Genomic DNA, 15,800 nt, shown 5'->3' on the forward strand with positions numbered 1-15,800 from the left:
ACTTATCCTTTCACACCGGCAGATAACGACATTGATTGTAAGAAATATTTCTGTGCAAAAAGGTACAAGATAAAAGTGGGAATAATCGCTACAAGAGCACCTGCCATTAGTAAAGTCGGTTGCGCTTGATACATCCCTTGTAAAAGTTGCAGACCAGATGTAATTGGCATTTTCTCAATATCATTAAAGACAATAGACGGCCATAAGAAGTCATTCCAAGAACCAGTAAATGAAAAAAGTGCGACTACTAGTAAAACCGGCTTAATTAGCGGTAAGATTATTTTAGTAAAAATAGTTAATTCTCCCGCACCGTCAATTCGAGCTGCTTCATCAAAATCTTTGGGAATATTATCCATAAATTGTTTTACTAAAAAAATATTAAAGACCCCTGCTGCGCCCGGAACAATCATGGCCAAAGGCGTATTAACCCAACCTAAGAGATCGACAATTTTGTACAAAGGAATCAAATTTACAACGCTAGGAAACATCATGGTGGCCAATAAGAAAGAAAACAAGCCATTTTTACCTTTAAAGTTTAGACGACTATAGGCATAGGCAGAAAAAGAAACTACTACCAAAACTAATAACGTATGGGATACAGAAATAAGCATCGAATTCATAAACCATTTAACCAATGGTGTACTCGTATTGTTCACAAGTAATTCTTGGTAATTGGTTAATACCCATTCAATTGGCATAAATTTAAAGCCTTCTGTCATAAGTTCAGATTCAGACTTAAATGAAGTAAAGATGCCATAGAGTAGTGGAATTAGCCAGATAATCGCCATTGCAATCAAAAAGACAAAAGCGATTATTTTAGATGTATTTCGTTTTTTCATCATCATTACCTCCTTATTTGCGTAAGAATTTGAATTGAATTGCTGAAACGATCATGATACAAATTCCTAGAATGACTGCCATAGCCGAAGCCATCCCGGCAATTGATTGTCCAGAACCAAAAGCATTTTGCTGAATATACATTAAAAGTACGCGGGTTGAATTATTAGGTCCGCCTCCGGTCAACATTAGTGGCTGCCCGTAAATATTGAATTGTGCAATTGTCGTCATGACTAATGTATATAAGATCTGCCCACGTATAGCTGGTAATGTAATTTTAATAAATTTTTGCCAAGAGGTAGCACCATCAATATCAGCTGCTTCGTAATAATCTTTTGAAATCCCATTTAATGCGGCTTGGTAAATGATCATATTACCTCCTATTGTCCACCAGACTGTTACAACAACTAAAGCAATCCAAGCATAAGGTTGCGTGCCTGTCCAAGGAGTTTCAGAACCTGTCAATGTGTTTATCGGACCATAGTTAACATTAAAAATCAAAGTCCAAATAATAACTACAGCTGAAATAGCAAATAATGACGGCATATAAAAAATAGACTGAAAAATTTTACTTAACCATGTTTTTGTATTCAATGCTGCTGCCAGTAGTAACGGCACAATAATACAAAACGGTACCGAGATTAAAACAAACAAGAAAGTACTTTTTAAACCAATTCGAAGTTGCTCATAAAAAGTTGAATCCGTATCGAAAAATAATTCTTTATAATTCCCTAAACCAATAAAAGTTGGTGAATTAAAAAGATCCCAATCAGTAAAAGAGATATAAATCCCAAAAACTACAGGTATTAAAAAGAAAATTGTAAATATAATTAAATGTGGAGCTAAAAAGAGCCAAGGTAATATTTTGTTATTGCCTTGTTTTTTTGCCATCGTCTTATTCTTTCTCAAACTTGCTTCCATAAAAAAACAAATCCTTTCCTTAGATTATGTATTAAGCTGAGAAAATTCAGCGAAACAAGTCTTATTTTAGGGAATTGTGGTATAAGACCTGATTCATTTCCTTTTCTCAGCCATTGGTGTAGTCCTTTATTTACTCCAAACGAAAGTTATTTGTTTGACGAATCCTTTTTAATTTTGTCAACGACCTCTTTTTGCATACCACTAGTTGTATCCTTAATTGATACTTTGCCAAAAATTGTATCAAAACCGTGGGCGTCTAGATATTCTGATACGTAACCATTATATTTGTAGTCAAAAATAGACAATGATGCTTGTTCTGCAGGTGTATTTAAAAAGAAAGATTGTGGCATCTCTTTGTATTCAGCTTCCTCTGTAATGGCAAGTGTTGCAGGATTTTGTCCAGCTTTAGCCCATTCTAACGAATTTGTTCGCAACCAATTAATAAATTCCATGATCCCTTTTGTTTTCTCCGCGGAACGATCTTTATTTTTGAACATCACGAATTGATGAGATGAAGCCCAGTTTACAATTTTCGTTGGATCATCTGAAATTTGAGGCGAATTTGTTAGACCCCATTCAAATTTTGCATCTTTAATATTATTTTTCATCCAAATACCTTCAGGGAAGAAAAGTAATTTACCAGCTAGGAATAATTGCGTTGGGTCTTCTCCGTCTTTTGTTGTGACACCTTCTTTATACAAGTCTGCCCATGTGCCCAATGCTGCTTCCATCGCTTTAGTATCTAACGTTGGATTCGTGCCATCTTCAGTTAGTTGCCCACCTTCTTGTTTCATTAAAGATAAGACATTTGGTTTTACCCAAGTAACTGCTACTCCTCGAATTTTATCGGATTTAGCTTTTTCGCCAGCCTCTTTAATTTCATCAATTGTTAAAATGTTATCTTCTAAAGCATTGGGTGCATATTTTTCCAGTAATTCTTTGTTGTAATAGGTCCCCCAATTGTGTATATCTAGTGGCAAACTATAGCGCTTGCCATCAATTTCCCCTAATTTCCAGGCTTCTGCAACATAGTTCTTTTCATTAATATCAGAGAAATCAGCCAAAATATCATCGTAAGTTTCCAACATATCGTTATCTTTATATTGTTTAATTCTTTCTGCATGTACAATATTTAAATCAGGGATATTTTTACCAGAATTAACTACTGTCGGGATTTTGGCATACATGTCCCCTTCTTTTAAAGATACATTTTTAATTTTGAAATCCGGATTCGTGCTATTATATTCGTCAATCATTTTTTTTAAGTTAGAATTATCAGCACCGGTAAATGGATTCCAAAAAGTAATTTCTTTACTATTAGAACCTCCAGAACTCGAATTAGAACTTCCCTTGCCACAACCGGTCATGACGGCTAAACAAGCTCCCGCTAACAATAAAACACTTGCAATTTTTTTTGCTTTCATGATTTCTCCTCCGTTTTCACTTAAAAGTTAATCCAACAACATATCACAGTTGTTTATTTTTAACTAAAAAGTAAATTCAATTAATATAATTAACTTACAAATAGAAATTAACACGCTGTGTAAGCGTAGTCAATATTATTTTGACAACGTTTTATAAAAACAACTTTGAAGTTAAAAAGAATTAATGATATACTATGTATCAAAGAAAACGTTTTAACTATAAAGTTAAGAGGTGAAGAGATATGCAATTAGATTTAAGTAAAGATTCACTGCCTGTATTAGAAGCTCTCGCTAGCAATACTCGAATGGAAATTATTCGATTTATAGGAAGTGGTAAAAAAAGTATTGGTGAAATTGCACAACATTTAAAAATGAGTAACGCAATTACGACCCGGCACGTTCAAAAAATGGAAGACGCCGGATTACTTCGTTCTGAAAGAGGTATTGGTAGTAATCGAAATAAAAAAATGGTCTTTCTCAAAGTTGATGATATTCATATTTCATTTCCCGAAAAGATATATCAGGAATTTAAATTACATACAACCGACCTTAAAATTGGCCATTTTGTCGACTTTTCCGTTAGTCCGACTTGCGGCTTAGCAACCACAAAAAATGTTGTCGGAAAAGCGGATGATCCCAAATATTTTATGGATGCTCAACGTGTAGACGCGAGTTTACTTTGGTTTTCAGAAGGATTTGTAGAATACAAAATTCCAAATTTGTTAAAAGAAGATCAAGACCCTGAATTACTTGAAATCAGCTTTGAAATTGCCTCAGAATTTCCTTTGTCCAATAATATTTGGCCTAGCGATATTTCCATTTATGTCAACGACTTAAAAGTTGCCGTCTACACCGTCCCCGGCAACTTTTCAGATACACGAGGCCGCTACACGCCGGATTGGTGGGACGATAATTTCAGTCAATATGGTTTATTAAAACACTTACGGATTAATAAATTAGATACCGGTATTGACGGACAAGCCTATTCTGAAATCACTATTAATGATTTAGGACTCACTAAAAGCCCGTTTATTACTTTGCGTTTTGCTGTTGAATCTGATGCCAAAAACAAAGGTGGACTTACTCTATTTGGCAAAGGGTTTGGCAACTATAATCAAAATATCCGAATCAATTCTTATTATTTGGATAAAAAATAGAACCAAAAAACAAGCTGTTTACTTAAAAGTAAACAGCTTGTTTTTTGGTAATAGAAAAATTAAAACATTGTCTACACCGTTACTTAATGTTCACGTTCTCGTGGTCATAAACAAAGATTAACAAATTCATAAACCCGACAATTAACGTTTCCAAGTTTTCTTTTAACACGTGAAGGGTGAATGTATATGCCTCATTTTCTTTTATCACTTGGACAGTCGCAATTTTTTCTGATCCACGCATAATATCAAAATTATCTCCCAAAAAAACTCCACTAAGTGTTAATCCTTCCCCTTTGATTTCATAACTAGTCCGAAAATTCTTCATATCTTTGACAATACTTATCTCATTATAAGCGTTCAATTTTAAAAATAACCGCGGCAGGTCGACATACCCCATAGTATAACGTTTACGTTTTATTTCCCCTAATTCTTTGCCATCAGCTTGATACAAGTAGTAGCGTTTTCGCGTTGGTAATGTTAAAACTTCTGACAAATAATACACTTCTTTTTCTTCGGCAAAAACTTGATATACTCTATCTACCCCAGTGCTTTTAACAAATTTCAATTCTTTCATTTTTTTGCCCCCAATCTTTATTCAATCACTATTATACTTCTAAAAAAGCGAATACATTCACTTTTTCAGTTGTTCTAATAGAGCGATAACCTGTGGATAATCGGGGTTGCACGTACCATCAAGATTATCTGGCATCAAAGTAAATCCAAATTTCTCATAAAGACCAATAGCAGTGTGACTCCATGTTTGTGTATGGAGATAAATCGCTGCATCTTCTGACATAATATTCTGGAAGAGTTGTAAGGTACGTGCCACCAACGCTTTAGCTAAACCTAAGCCTTGATAGTCCGGAGCTACTGCAAGCCAGTGAAAGAGAGGGTATCTTTGTCCGAGAATTTCTTTTTGCCATGCTGTACATGTTGCAACTTTTTTACCGTCGGCATCTTTTACAAACAACATCTGTTTTACTAATTTTTCTTGATAAGGTGCAAAAGTCTGTTTAAAATAGTTCATTGCTTCTGCTTTATTTTCAAATTCTAAAACACTTGTTTCTATTTCACTCCAAGATTTTTCATCACCTTTTTGATAAAACTGAAATGAAAAGCCTTTTGGCAAAGTTGCCGCTAAGATAGGTCGTGTTAATTGCCGTTTCATCCAAACTTCTTTATAAGGAATTGATTTATCTAACAACATTAACTCCTCCTTTTAGTCGATATCTTGTGCTAATCGGACCATATCTTTTAATACTAGCCCATTTTCAATAATTTCTTCCGCATAATACCGCACAAAAAAATCACGCTCAATATGGGTCATACGAAAGCCACATTTTTGATACAAATAAAGCTGTTCTACTCCCGTTGAACCTGTACCAATTTCAACTGTCCGAAAACCATATTCCTTACTCCACCAAAGAGCATGAACTAACAATGCTTGTGCTAGTTTTTGGCCGCGAAATGGTTTAGCAACTGCTAGGTTCATAATTTCAATAGTTTCTGGTCGTGTTGGCAACAAAACCATGACCCCTGCCAAATTTCCTTCTTGCCGTATTTCAAAAGCTATACCGCGTTTTGTATAGTCTCTAACTATTTGTTCAGCCGGATCAGCATCTAATAATAAAGTCAAATGCTCTTTTGTAATGCTATTAAACTGGCGTATTTCCATGACTGCCCCCCATTTTTGACTTACGCTATTTCTTTTTCAGTATATAACAGGATTAATCGTGAAGATAGATTATATTGGATAGTTCTGCAAAGATCGTTTACATCCAGAATTACGCTCTCGTAGTCGTTCTTGATTGTCCTACAAAAAAAGCTGTAAAAATCATGACTGATTTTTACAGCTTTTACTATTTAAAATGAAAACAAATTATACGTTTTTTACTGCACGTCAATCTTCACATTTACTGTTTGAAGTGGCACATCATAAAATGGATCTTCACGGCGCCCTAAGAAATCTTTGGCTTGTTGAGGGAAGACAGCATAACTCAATACGTCTTCAATTGATTTTGCATATTCTTTGATTTCTTCTTCAAAACCTGGTAATTGGGGTGCCAATAAATCTGCAGGCCGTTCTGTAATAACAGCTTCATCACCGATAATCTTTTCTTTGATCTCTTCTTTAATGGCAACTGGTGGCTTACCGTATAGTCCCCGTACGTAATCTTTGATTTCGTTTGGCACCATTTTGTAACGCTCACCCGCCAAAATATTCATTAACGCTTGTGTACCAACCATTTGTGAAAGTGGTGTTACAAGCGGCGGGAAGCCTAAATCTGCTCGTACTTTTGGTACTTCGGCTAAAACTTCATCATATTTATCAGCATTTCCTTGTTCTGTTAATTGACTTAATAAGTTCGATAACATTCCACCCGGAACTTGATAAATTAATGTTTTTGGTTCTGTATCTTTTACTTTTGGATTTAATACGCCTTCTTTACGGAAGTGATCGCGAATTGGGTTGAAATAATTAGCAATTTCTTCCAATTTATCCATTTTCAAACCGGTATCAAAACCTAAACCTGAGAGTGCGATTGCCACAGATTCTGTTGCTGGTTGGCTAGTTCCACCAGAAAAAGAAGAAATCGCTGTATCAATAATATCTGCCCCTGCTTCTGCAACTTTTAGATAAGTCATTTCTGAGATACCACTTGTGGCATGGGTATGGACTTCCAATGGTAGTGATACACTATCTTTAATGCGGCTTACAAGTTCAAAGCCCGTCGCAGGTGTTAAAACCCCTGCCATATCTTTAATACAAATGGAATCTGCACCAAGTTGTGCCATTTCTTTGGCTAAACCGACAAAATAATCAACGGTATGAAAATCACTAGTAGTATAAGAAATCGCTGTTTGACAGTGACCGCCAGCTTCTTTACAAGCTTCAATTGATGTACGCAAGTTGCGGGTATCGTTTAACGCGTCAAAAACACGTACGATATCAATCCCATTTTCAACTGATTTCATGACAAATTCACGTACAACGTCATCTGCATAATTTTTATAACCGAGTAGATTTTGACCACGTAATAACATTTGTAACTTCGTATTTTTTACTTCTTTACGGATTTTGCGCAATCTTTCCCATGGGTCTTCATTTAAAAAACGAAGACATGAATCAAAGGTTGCCCCTCCCCACATCTCCAATGAATGAAAGCCTGCTTCATCCATCGTTTTGATGATTGGTAACATATCTTCTGTAGACATCCGGGTCGCAATCTGACTTTGTTGTCCATCTCGCAACACCGTTTCCATAAAACGGATTTGTTTAGTCATTCCACTACTCCTTTCCTTGTTCTATGATACTTGCAATTTTTGCTTGCATCTCTTCAATTGTATGTGTTCTTGCTCGACCACAGATCTTGGCATCTTTACTACAGATTAAACATCTTCTTGCAGGAAAACCTAAATCTTGCCGACTAATAGACTGCAACAGATTATTGTCCAACCATAAGACGTCTAAATCTACCAACCGACCTTGTGGGTGTTTTTCTTCGATTTCCACCATTTTTCGTTTTAGTAGTTCTGGTGAAATTTCTGCTAGAAGGAAAAATTCCAACCCGGTCTTACGAGAAAAATAGTTTGTTTCGATAATAAAAAAATCTTTTAATTCTTTACGAACTGTTTCAACCAAGGAAATAAATGGCTTTTCCAAAGCCGGTGTATTTTTTACCGGCCCTGGAATATTCATTGTTGCTGAAAGCAAGCTTGCGTTTGGATATTTCATTAATAACTCGTGCTGCAATGCTGCCCTTTTTTCACGAGAAGCCAACATTTCAGGTAATGTAACAGCTTTTCCTTGAAAATAATTAGACATTTTTGACCACATCAATAATTGAGCCATCACGATATTCAATTAATGCTACGACTTTATCGCCGTATTGAATTGGTTGGGGTTCTCCTACGATGCTGTATGCTTTTTCTTTTAATTCTTCAATAGTAAATTGTGGCACATCTAATTTTTTGAAATGTTCAATTAAATCTTGGCGAGCTGGATTAATTGCAATTCCGACTTCTGTTACCACGACGTCAATACTTGATCCAGGTGTAACGACTGTATTTACTTGATCAACGATTGTTGCAATCCGACCACGAATAATTGGTGCAATAACTAAACTCATTTTGCAAGCCATTGAAGTATCCGAATGTCCACCAGAAGCGCCTCGAATAACACCGTCAGAACCAGTAATAACATTTACATTAAAGTTTGTATCAATTTCTAATGCAGATAAAATTGCTGTATCCAGTTGGTTAATCACAGAACCTTTACTTAATGGTGAAGCATACATGTTGGCGTCAATTTCATAATGATTTGCGTTTTTACCTAATGAAATAGCAGAAGGATGATCAAAATCTTGCACATCAATAATTTTTTCCACAAGTCCTTCTTCTAACAACTCAACCATCGCATTGGTGATTCCACCTAAAGCAAAGCTTGCTTTAATCCCATCTTTAATCATTGCTTCACGCATGAAACGTGAAACAGCAAGTGCTGCACCGCCAGTACCTGTTTGGAATGAGAAGCCTTCTTTATAGTATGGTGAGTTAGTAATTACTTTTGCAGCATATTCTGCAATCAATAATTCTTTAGGATTTTTAGTAAAACGTGTTGCTCCTTTTGCAATTCCATTTGGATCACCAATTGCATCAACTTCCACTACATAATCCACATCGGTTTGTGGAATACTAATTGGCGTGTTGGGATAAGGCATTAAAGTATCGGTAATAATAACCACTTGATCTGCATATTTTGCATCAATCATGGCATAACCTAATGAACCACAAGTTGCTTTACCGACAGTCCCGTTGGCATTACCATATTCGTCAGAACTTGGTGCCCCCAAAAAGGCAACATCAATGTGTACATCCCCTGCTGCAATCGCCCGCGCACGACCTCCGTGAGAACGAATTACTACCGGATTATCCATAATCCCTTCTGAAATGGCTGCGCCAACTTTGTCGCGTAAACCGCTTGATGTAATGTTAGTTACGACGCCATTTTTAATATGATCAATTAACGGAGCATGAACATTGGCAATCGAACTTGGTGCAATGGATAAGTTTTTGATACCCATTTTAGCGATTTCTTCTAAAACCATGTTCATCACAAAATCACCTTCACGGAAATGATGGTGAAAAGAAATTGTCATACCATCTTTTAAGCCAGTTTTTTCAATGGCTTCCCGTATACTACCTAATAGTTTTGTATCTCTTGGCTTAACGGGTTTAATTTTACGACTTGATTCTTGATATTCTTTAATATTTGCTAATTCACCTTCAAAAACACCGTATTGATCAGCGAATTGTGTTGGAATTTCACGGCCTAATTTATTTGTTGTCATTTTAAATATCCTCCTCGGAAATCAACTTGGCAGCTTTTGCTAAAGCAATCACACGTTCTGCCCGTTCCACGATAGGTTTATCTACCATTTTTCCGTTAACTGAAATAACGCCAGAGCCTTTAGCTTCGGCTTCCCGAATACCCCAAATCACTTCTTTTGCGTTTTGAATTTCTTTTTCAGTTGGTGCATATACTTTATTGACAAGTGGGATTTGGCGCGGATTAATTACGGACTTGCCATCAAAACCAAGTTGCTTAATCATTTCTACTTCTTTTAAGAAACCAGCTTCATTATCTACATCAGAATAAACTGTATCGATTGCAGCAATTCCAGCTGCTCTAGCAGAATGAAGAATAAAACTGCGAGCAAAGAATAATTCTTGCCCATCTGGATAACGACGTGTCCGCATATTGGTAACATAGTCTTCTGCACCTAATGCAATCCCGATAAGACGTGAAGATGCTTTTGCGATTTCTCTTGCATTTAACACACCTTCTGCTGATTCAATGGCTGCCATCATTTTGGTAGTTCCTACTTTAATCCCGTTTGCTTCTTCAACTTTTGTAATTTCAATATCTACATCTACAATATCTTGTGCTGTTTCAGTTTTTGGTAAACGAATAACATTGACACCTGCTAATACCATTGCTGCGATATCTTGCACACCAACAGTATCTAAACTATTAATACGTACTACCGTTTCAACACTACTGTAATCAAATGTTTTTAAGGCAAAGTGGACCAAAGTCCGAGCAGAATCTTTTTCTTTTAAAGAAACGGCATCTTCTAGGTCAAACATTATTGAATCGGCACCATATAAAGGTGCATCTCTTAACATTGCGGCATTAGCACCGGGTACAAACATCATTGTTCTTCTTAAGCGTTCCATGAGTCGATCTCCTTCCAGTTATATTCTCCAACTTCACTGGCACGATGAACAGCAGTTAAAGTACGGGCTTGAATTGTACAATCTAACGCACCTTTATCAACTGCTGTAACTTTTGCTGCACTCACGTCTAGTCGTTTTAACGTTTCTGCAATTAGTTTTCGAATTTGTTCACCATATTGTTTTTCTACACTACTATCCAATTCAATTGCAATTTTTTCTTCTGGGTTTGGCGCCACAGTAACCATAATGTCACTTGACTCTACAGTACCAGCTACTGCACTTTTTTTGATTTCCACAATTTTCACCTCAAATTTTATTTTTCTCTTTCAAGTAAGCTAAAACAGTGCCCGGAACGAAGGATTGGACAAGTGGCTCATTGTGATCTTGGAGTGCTTGCCGTACTTTGGTTGCGCTGACTACTTCCCCATTAATAGCTAGACGAGGCAAGATGGTCAGAGACAGATCCGGACGAAATACTTCTTTCATTGCGTCGTTGTAGACATTTGTCACTTTTGAATAAGGTTCTTCTCCAACGAAACGTTTTGTAATATGCAATACCGGTGCAATACGTTCTTTAAAAAGCGTCGCATCTAAGTGAGCTTGAACATTAGCAATATTTAGCTCAGCGCGATCCTTTAAGAAATAAGCAGGAAAAGTTAAAGATGAAACCATATAATCTCTGGCAGGCAATACTGTAACGTCATCAAATTCCTTTAGGCCTTCTTTGACTAAAGCAAAGCGTTCTGGACTGGAAAATTCCGATTTTTCTTCTGAGACAACAAAAACATAGACGTGATCACAAACTTTACGGGCTTGCTCGACTAAGTATTTATGACCTAATGTAAAAGGATTCGCATTCATGACGATACCACCATTTTCTCCATCATGGTCAAACTGGTCAATATACGTTAGATAGTCGTCAAAATCAGGCTCTCCTTGTTCCATAAACAGCACTTCTTTAGTACTCATAATTTTTTTGAATCCTAAAGATCGAAAAATAACTTCCTTATCCGGGGCTGTATACACAAAGTAGTGAAAAATATCCTCTTCATGCAAGCGTTCAATTAAATGAACAATAATTTGCGTCAGTAAATTTTCTGATTGATATCTTTTGCAGACTAACAAATACTTAATGATATTATCTGATAAAGAACCTGTCGCAACTAATTCATCATTGTCATAAATCCCTACCGTATATGTCGCATCTTCAGCAGGATGTAGTCCACCGGATTTTAAAAATTCTCTCCACTGATTTTGATCTTTTGCATCTCGAAGTATCCAGAGTCTTTTTAGTGTTAGCATCTTTTCTCACCCGATTATTTTTTATTTTGGCGGAAACAACTTCGCCAATAACTGTGATGCTGCGTAAATGATCAAGATAACAACAAACACACCGCCCCAGCCAAATCCTAATAGTTCAAACGCAATTTTTAAATCTTCAGACATCGTAATCCTCCTTTATGAAAAGCTATTTAATCTTCAAATTATTAAGTCAACAAAGCTAATAACAAACCACCGGCAATAACAGATGCAATCTGTCCTGAAACGTTAGCTCCGGCTGCATGCATTAAAATGAAGTTTTGCGGATCTTCTTCTGTTGCCATTTTTTGAATAACACGACTTGACATTGGAAAGGCCGAAATACCTGCAGCACCAATCATTGGATTCACTTTTTCTTTTCTAAATAAATTCAATAGTTTAGCAAACAATACACCACCGACAGAGTCCATTACAAATGCAACCAAGCCTAAACCGATAACCATCAATGTATCAATTTTCAAGAAATCATTAGCTTGCATTTTTACAGAAATTGTCAGACCTAAGAGAATACTTACTAAGTTTACTAACTCATTTTGAGCTGAAACAGATAGACGATCTAATACACCACATTCTCTTAATAAGTTACCAAACATTAAGAACCCTACTAACGGTAATGACACAGGTGCAATTAGACCTGCTACAATCGTAATAACGATTGGGAATAAAATTTTTGCTGTTTGTGACACTGCACCAGCATGATATGTCATACGAATTTGACGTTCTTTTTTCGTTGTAACGGCTTTAATTGCTACTGGTTGAATAATTGGAACCAGCGCCATGTAAGAATATGCCGCTACCATGATTGCGCCCATATACTTGGAATTCAAAGTGTTCGCTACAAAGATTGAAGTCGGACCATCTGCCGCCCCAATAATCCCAATAGAAGCAGCATCATTAAGATCAAAACCAAGTAAAACTGCCACGATAACTGTAAAGAAAATACCAAACTGAGCAGCAGCACCAAATAATAGCAAGAACGGATTTTGTAATAATGGGCCAAAATCGATCATGGCACCAATACCAATAAATAATAGTAATGGGAATAATTCTGTACTGATTCCGGCATCAAATAGAACTTGGAAAGGACCAGCTTCGCCACCGGCTTGTAAAACACCGGAATTTGGGAAGTTAACTAAAATTGTTCCCAACCCCATCGGTACCAATAACGTTGGTTCATATTCTTTTTTAATCCCTAGATACATCAACAAGGCGCCAATTAACATCATGACAATTCTTCCTGGCTCTTGTCCCATACCGATAATACCTTCTAAAAGAGTTTCCACCTAATTCACTTCCTATATCAAATTTTCATTTCTAATTCTAAAAAATTAACCAATTGTAATTAATGCTTCACCAGGGTTAACCATTTGACCTTGTGTCACATGAACGCCTGTTACTTTACCAGCTTTTGGTGCAACGACTTCATTTTCCATTTTCATTGCTTCTAAAATCATAACGGGTTGATTTTCTTTTACTTCATCTCCCACGTTAACTAAAATTTTCAAAATTGTTCCTGGCATTGGAGCTGTCATTGCATCTGCACTTGCTGGTGTGGCTGCTGGGGCTTGTGGTGCTTCTTCTTGTGCCGCAGGAGCTGTTTGAACTGGTGCAGTTACTTGTGGTGCCGGTGAAACAGGTGCGGCTGGTTGTGGCACACCGCCAATTTCTTCCATTTCTACTAAATATTCTTTTCCATCAATTGCAATTTTGAATTTACGTAACATAATCATTCTCCTCTTTACTAGTTTTATTTTTTCATGATTTTTTTAACAGTCAATTGACTGTCTTCTTGTTCACCTGCAGCAATACTCGCTGAGATAATGGATACAAGCTCGGCCTCAGGGTTGCGTTCTAATATCCGTTTCACGACAAACTGACTATCGCTTTTATCCCCAGCCATGATGGCAGAGGCAATGACACTGACAAGTTCATAATTTTTGGAATCTGTTTCAATATAAGCAGGTACTTCTTGCCAAAGGGGCTCTGTTTTTGTTGCTGTCGAATCTTTGACAGCTACTGGTTCTTCTACTTTTTTTTGACGAAAAAAATCCCATAATCCCATCGACTCACTCCTTTCTTTGCATCTTCTTAAACCATAGCGGCTACAGATAATTTCAAAATTTGATGTTTCTGTCTTACAACATCCTCATTATAGAATGATTTACATTCTTGAGAAGTTTTGCCTCTAGATTAAATTGTTCTTTTACTGTTTCAAAATTAGGTTTTTTATTAAAAACGCTTTAAAATGTTGGTTTAACAACGTTTTACAGTCGTTAAGATTTTATTAATAACTTTTTAAGCCCTAAATAAGATTTAGAGAGTGAAATTGTTCTTTTCGTGTTTCTTTTAAAAAACTCTATTTTTTTTTAGTCCATGCTTGCGTATGATGTAAGCGTTAGCAGAGAAATTGTGAAAAATTGCATTTGTTAGCCGGCATGCAACTCATAATTTAGCGCTACAATAAAACGTTTTTGAAAGGAAGAAGGAAATGTTACTTACTATTTTGTCTTACCTCATGATTATCGTCTTCATGTTCGTTATCATGAAAAAGAAATTGTCTCCACTTACGTCATTAGTTATTATTCCTTTAGTATTTGCTTTAATTGCCCTAGCTGCTGGTGTAACGGCACCACCTGTTGTTGACGGTGTAGCCGGTAGCAACAATATCGGCGATTGGGTTATGGAAGGTATCAAAACAACCTCTAACACAGGGATCATGTTATTATTTGCTATCCTTTATTTCTCTATTATGTTAGATGCTGGTCTATTTGATCCAATTACTAAAAAAATGATTCATTTCGCTAAAGGCGATCCAATGAAAGTATTGATTGCTACAGCAGTTGTAGCTGCAGCTGTTTCATTAAACGGTGACGGTACAACAACCACATTAATTTGCTGTTCTGCTTTTATTCCAATTTATAAAAAATTAGACATGAAATTAATGAATCTTGCTGTTTTAGTTATTTTGCAAAACACGATTATGAACCTATTGCCATGGGGCGGTCCTACTGCACGGGCAATGGCTGTTTTAGATGTTGGCGCTGAAATTTTAGCTTACTTAATGCCAGGTATGATTCTTTCTGTTTTATTCGTTATCTTTATAGTAGCACCTCATATGGGTCGTCAGGAAAGAAAACGCTTAGGTATCAAACAATTAACTGATGCAGAAATCGAAGAAATGACTGCCGTTACAGATCCAGAAACAATGGCAATTCGTCGTCCAAAACTTTTTGCTTTTAACGGTATCATGACTATTGTTCTAATCGCTTGGTTAGTTCTAAGTTCGTTTGCAGACCAAATCGGCTTGCCTGGCTGGTTTGCACAACCTCCTTTGTTCTTATTCTTATTAGGTACTTGTATCGCATTAATCGTCAACTACCCAGTCTTAAAAGATCAATCAGCACGTATCGGCGCTAATGGTGGCGATGCTGTGCAAGTAGTTATCCTAGTTTTTGCTGCTGGTGTATTCATGGGTATTTTCCAAGGTTCAGGTTTAGCAGAAGCATTAGCAACAAGCTTCACTTACATTATTCCTAAACAATTAGCTGGCTTCTGGGGTATTGTAATTGCATTAATTTCTGCACCAGGTACATTCTTTATTTCTAATGATGGTTTCTACTTTGGTGTTATGCCCGTCTTAGCTGAAGCAGGTCGTGCTTATGGTTTCACTAATATGCAAATGGCACTTGCTTCATTAATGGGTCAAGCATTCCACTTATTGTCACCATTAGTAGCGTTCATCTACTTATTACTACGCTTAACAAAATTAGATATGGGACAATGGCAACGAGAAGCTGGAAAATGGGCCGCTTGTATCTTCGTAATCTTCGTGGTAACGATTATGTTATTCGGTCACTTACCATTTTACATCCCACAAAAATAAACTTAAAAAAACCGGGCC

The 15,800-nt window shown here is 36.5% G+C and carries 18 protein-coding genes; 2 read left to right on the forward strand and 16 right to left on the reverse strand.

Translation table 11 applies throughout. From position 1 onward, the window contains the following. Window positions 1–2: 2 nt before the first annotated feature. The 3 genes from EsVE80_RS11390 to EsVE80_RS11400 all read right to left on the reverse strand — a co-directional run bounded on the left by EsVE80_RS11390 (window position 3) and on the right by EsVE80_RS11400 (window position 3,182). On the reverse strand, window positions 3–839 hold the full coding sequence (locus EsVE80_RS11390) for a carbohydrate ABC transporter permease (RefSeq protein WP_173103824.1): 837 nt from the start codon (window positions 837–839) through the stop codon (window positions 3–5). A 13-nt stretch (window positions 840–852) separates the two neighbouring features. Then, on the reverse strand, window positions 853–1,728 hold the full coding sequence (locus EsVE80_RS11395; protein WP_173104201.1) for a carbohydrate ABC transporter permease: 876 nt from the start codon (window positions 1,726–1,728) through the stop codon (window positions 853–855). A 176-nt stretch (window positions 1,729–1,904) separates the two neighbouring features. Continuing rightward, window positions 1,905–3,182, reverse strand: coding sequence for an extracellular solute-binding protein (locus EsVE80_RS11400; RefSeq protein WP_173103825.1), 1,278 nt, complete (start codon window positions 3,180–3,182; stop codon window positions 1,905–1,907). Window positions 3,183–3,424: 242 nt separating this feature from the next. Between EsVE80_RS11400 and EsVE80_RS11405 the strand changes: the two genes are divergently transcribed. Further along, a complete protein-coding gene (locus EsVE80_RS11405; RefSeq protein WP_173103826.1) occupies window positions 3,425–4,339 on the forward strand; it encodes an ArsR/SmtB family transcription factor in 915 nt (304 codons plus the stop codon). A 79-nt stretch (window positions 4,340–4,418) separates the two neighbouring features. On the opposite strand, the gene EsVE80_RS11410 is transcribed toward EsVE80_RS11405, so the two are convergent. The 13 genes from EsVE80_RS11410 to EsVE80_RS11465 form a co-directional block, all read right to left on the reverse strand. Further along, entirely contained in the window at window positions 4,419–4,913 is a 495-nt protein-coding gene (locus EsVE80_RS11410; RefSeq protein WP_173103827.1) for an LURP-one-related/scramblase family protein, read from the reverse strand. Between the two features lie 57 nt (window positions 4,914–4,970). Beyond that, on the reverse strand, window positions 4,971–5,543 hold the full coding sequence (locus EsVE80_RS11415) for a GNAT family N-acetyltransferase (protein WP_173104202.1): 573 nt from the start codon (window positions 5,541–5,543) through the stop codon (window positions 4,971–4,973). Between the two features lie 15 nt (window positions 5,544–5,558). Further along, window positions 5,559–6,014, reverse strand: coding sequence for a GNAT family N-acetyltransferase (locus EsVE80_RS11420; protein ID WP_173103828.1), 456 nt, complete (start codon window positions 6,012–6,014; stop codon window positions 5,559–5,561). Window positions 6,015–6,229: 215 nt separating this feature from the next. Further along, window positions 6,230–7,624, reverse strand: a complete 1,395-nt coding sequence (locus tag EsVE80_RS11425; RefSeq protein WP_173103829.1) for an oxaloacetate decarboxylase subunit alpha — start codon at window positions 7,622–7,624, stop codon at window positions 6,230–6,232. Between the two features lie 4 nt (window positions 7,625–7,628). Continuing rightward, on the reverse strand, window positions 7,629–8,165 hold the full coding sequence (gene citX, locus EsVE80_RS11430) for a citrate lyase holo-[acyl-carrier protein] synthase (protein ID WP_173103830.1): 537 nt from the start codon (window positions 8,163–8,165) through the stop codon (window positions 7,629–7,631). Next, complete coding sequence (gene citF / locus EsVE80_RS11435; protein WP_173103831.1) at window positions 8,158–9,690, reverse strand: citrate lyase subunit alpha; 1,533 nt, start codon at window positions 9,688–9,690, stop codon at window positions 8,158–8,160. Before citF ends, citX begins: the two co-directional genes overlap by 8 nt. Before the next feature lies 1 nt (window position 9,691). Further along, window positions 9,692–10,579 (reverse strand): citrate (pro-3S)-lyase subunit beta, encoded by an 888-nt coding sequence (citE, locus tag EsVE80_RS11440; protein ID WP_173103832.1) that lies wholly within the window; start codon window positions 10,577–10,579, stop codon window positions 9,692–9,694. Next, entirely contained in the window at window positions 10,567–10,875 is a 309-nt protein-coding gene (gene citD / locus EsVE80_RS11445; RefSeq protein ID WP_173103833.1) for a citrate lyase acyl carrier protein, read from the reverse strand. The genes citE and citD overlap by 13 nt, the downstream gene beginning before the upstream one ends. A gap of 10 nt (window positions 10,876–10,885) precedes the next feature. Next, the gene (gene citC, locus EsVE80_RS11450) at window positions 10,886–11,881 is read right to left on the reverse strand and encodes a [citrate (pro-3S)-lyase] ligase (protein ID WP_173103834.1); all 996 of its coding nucleotides are present in this window, start codon (window positions 11,879–11,881) and stop codon (window positions 10,886–10,888) included. A 21-nt stretch (window positions 11,882–11,902) separates the two neighbouring features. After that, window positions 11,903–12,025: an OadG-related small transporter subunit gene (locus tag EsVE80_RS14015; protein ID WP_269474239.1), complete on the reverse strand. Its 123-nt coding sequence runs from the start codon at window positions 12,023–12,025 to the stop codon at window positions 11,903–11,905. A gap of 41 nt (window positions 12,026–12,066) precedes the next feature. Beyond that, the gene (locus EsVE80_RS11455; RefSeq protein ID WP_173103835.1) at window positions 12,067–13,182 is read right to left on the reverse strand and encodes a sodium ion-translocating decarboxylase subunit beta; all 1,116 of its coding nucleotides are present in this window, start codon (window positions 13,180–13,182) and stop codon (window positions 12,067–12,069) included. Between the two features lie 45 nt (window positions 13,183–13,227). Continuing rightward, window positions 13,228–13,623: an acetyl-CoA carboxylase biotin carboxyl carrier protein subunit gene (locus EsVE80_RS11460; RefSeq protein WP_173103836.1), complete on the reverse strand. Its 396-nt coding sequence runs from the start codon at window positions 13,621–13,623 to the stop codon at window positions 13,228–13,230. 23 nt (window positions 13,624–13,646) lie between these two features. After that, a complete protein-coding gene (locus tag EsVE80_RS11465; protein ID WP_173103837.1) occupies window positions 13,647–13,961 on the reverse strand; it encodes a hypothetical protein in 315 nt (104 codons plus the stop codon). Between the two features lie 426 nt (window positions 13,962–14,387). On the opposite strand from EsVE80_RS11465, the gene EsVE80_RS11470 reads away from it, so the two are divergent. Beyond that, complete coding sequence (locus tag EsVE80_RS11470; RefSeq protein WP_173103838.1) at window positions 14,388–15,782, forward strand: CitMHS family transporter; 1,395 nt, start codon at window positions 14,388–14,390, stop codon at window positions 15,780–15,782. The last annotated feature ends 18 nt before the right edge of the window (window positions 15,783–15,800 follow it).

It is taken from the genome of Enterococcus saigonensis (assembly GCF_011397115.1).
Lineage (GTDB): Bacteria > Bacillota > Bacilli > Lactobacillales > Enterococcaceae > Enterococcus_C > Enterococcus_C saigonensis.

Excerpts from the sequence above, each read along its gene's own strand:
- citE (WP_173103832.1), bottom strand. The coding sequence starts at position 10,579 with ATGGAACGCTTAAGAAGAACAATGATGTTTGTACCCGGTGCTAATGCC.
- EsVE80_RS11410 (WP_173103827.1), bottom strand. The coding sequence starts at position 4,913 with ATGAAAGAATTGAAATTTGTTAAAAGCACTGGGGTAGATAGAGTATAT.
- EsVE80_RS11465 (WP_173103837.1), bottom strand. The coding sequence starts at position 13,961 with ATGGGATTATGGGATTTTTTTCGTCAAAAAAAAGTAGAAGAACCAGTA.
- EsVE80_RS11420 (WP_173103828.1), bottom strand. The coding sequence starts at position 6,014 with ATGGAAATACGCCAGTTTAATAGCATTACAAAAGAGCATTTGACTTTA.
- EsVE80_RS14015 (WP_269474239.1), bottom strand. The coding sequence starts at position 12,025 with ATGTCTGAAGATTTAAAAATTGCGTTTGAACTATTAGGATTTGGCTGG.
- citX (WP_173103830.1), bottom strand. The coding sequence starts at position 8,165 with ATGTCTAATTATTTTCAAGGAAAAGCTGTTACATTACCTGAAATGTTG.
- citC (WP_173103834.1), bottom strand. The coding sequence starts at position 11,881 with ATGCTAACACTAAAAAGACTCTGGATACTTCGAGATGCAAAAGATCAA.
- EsVE80_RS11425 (WP_173103829.1), bottom strand. The coding sequence starts at position 7,624 with ATGACTAAACAAATCCGTTTTATGGAAACGGTGTTGCGAGATGGACAA.
- EsVE80_RS11470 (WP_173103838.1), top strand. The coding sequence starts at position 14,388 with ATGTTACTTACTATTTTGTCTTACCTCATGATTATCGTCTTCATGTTC.
- citF (WP_173103831.1), bottom strand. The coding sequence starts at position 9,690 with ATGACAACAAATAAATTAGGCCGTGAAATTCCAACACAATTCGCTGAT.
- EsVE80_RS11395 (WP_173104201.1), bottom strand. The coding sequence starts at position 1,728 with ATGGCAAAAAAACAAGGCAATAACAAAATATTACCTTGGCTCTTTTTA.
- EsVE80_RS11460 (WP_173103836.1), bottom strand. The coding sequence starts at position 13,623 with ATGTTACGTAAATTCAAAATTGCAATTGATGGAAAAGAATATTTAGTA.
- EsVE80_RS11400 (WP_173103825.1), bottom strand. The coding sequence starts at position 3,182 with ATGAAAGCAAAAAAAATTGCAAGTGTTTTATTGTTAGCGGGAGCTTGT.
- EsVE80_RS11390 (WP_173103824.1), bottom strand. The coding sequence starts at position 839 with ATGAAAAAACGAAATACATCTAAAATAATCGCTTTTGTCTTTTTGATT.
- EsVE80_RS11405 (WP_173103826.1), top strand. The coding sequence starts at position 3,425 with ATGCAATTAGATTTAAGTAAAGATTCACTGCCTGTATTAGAAGCTCTC.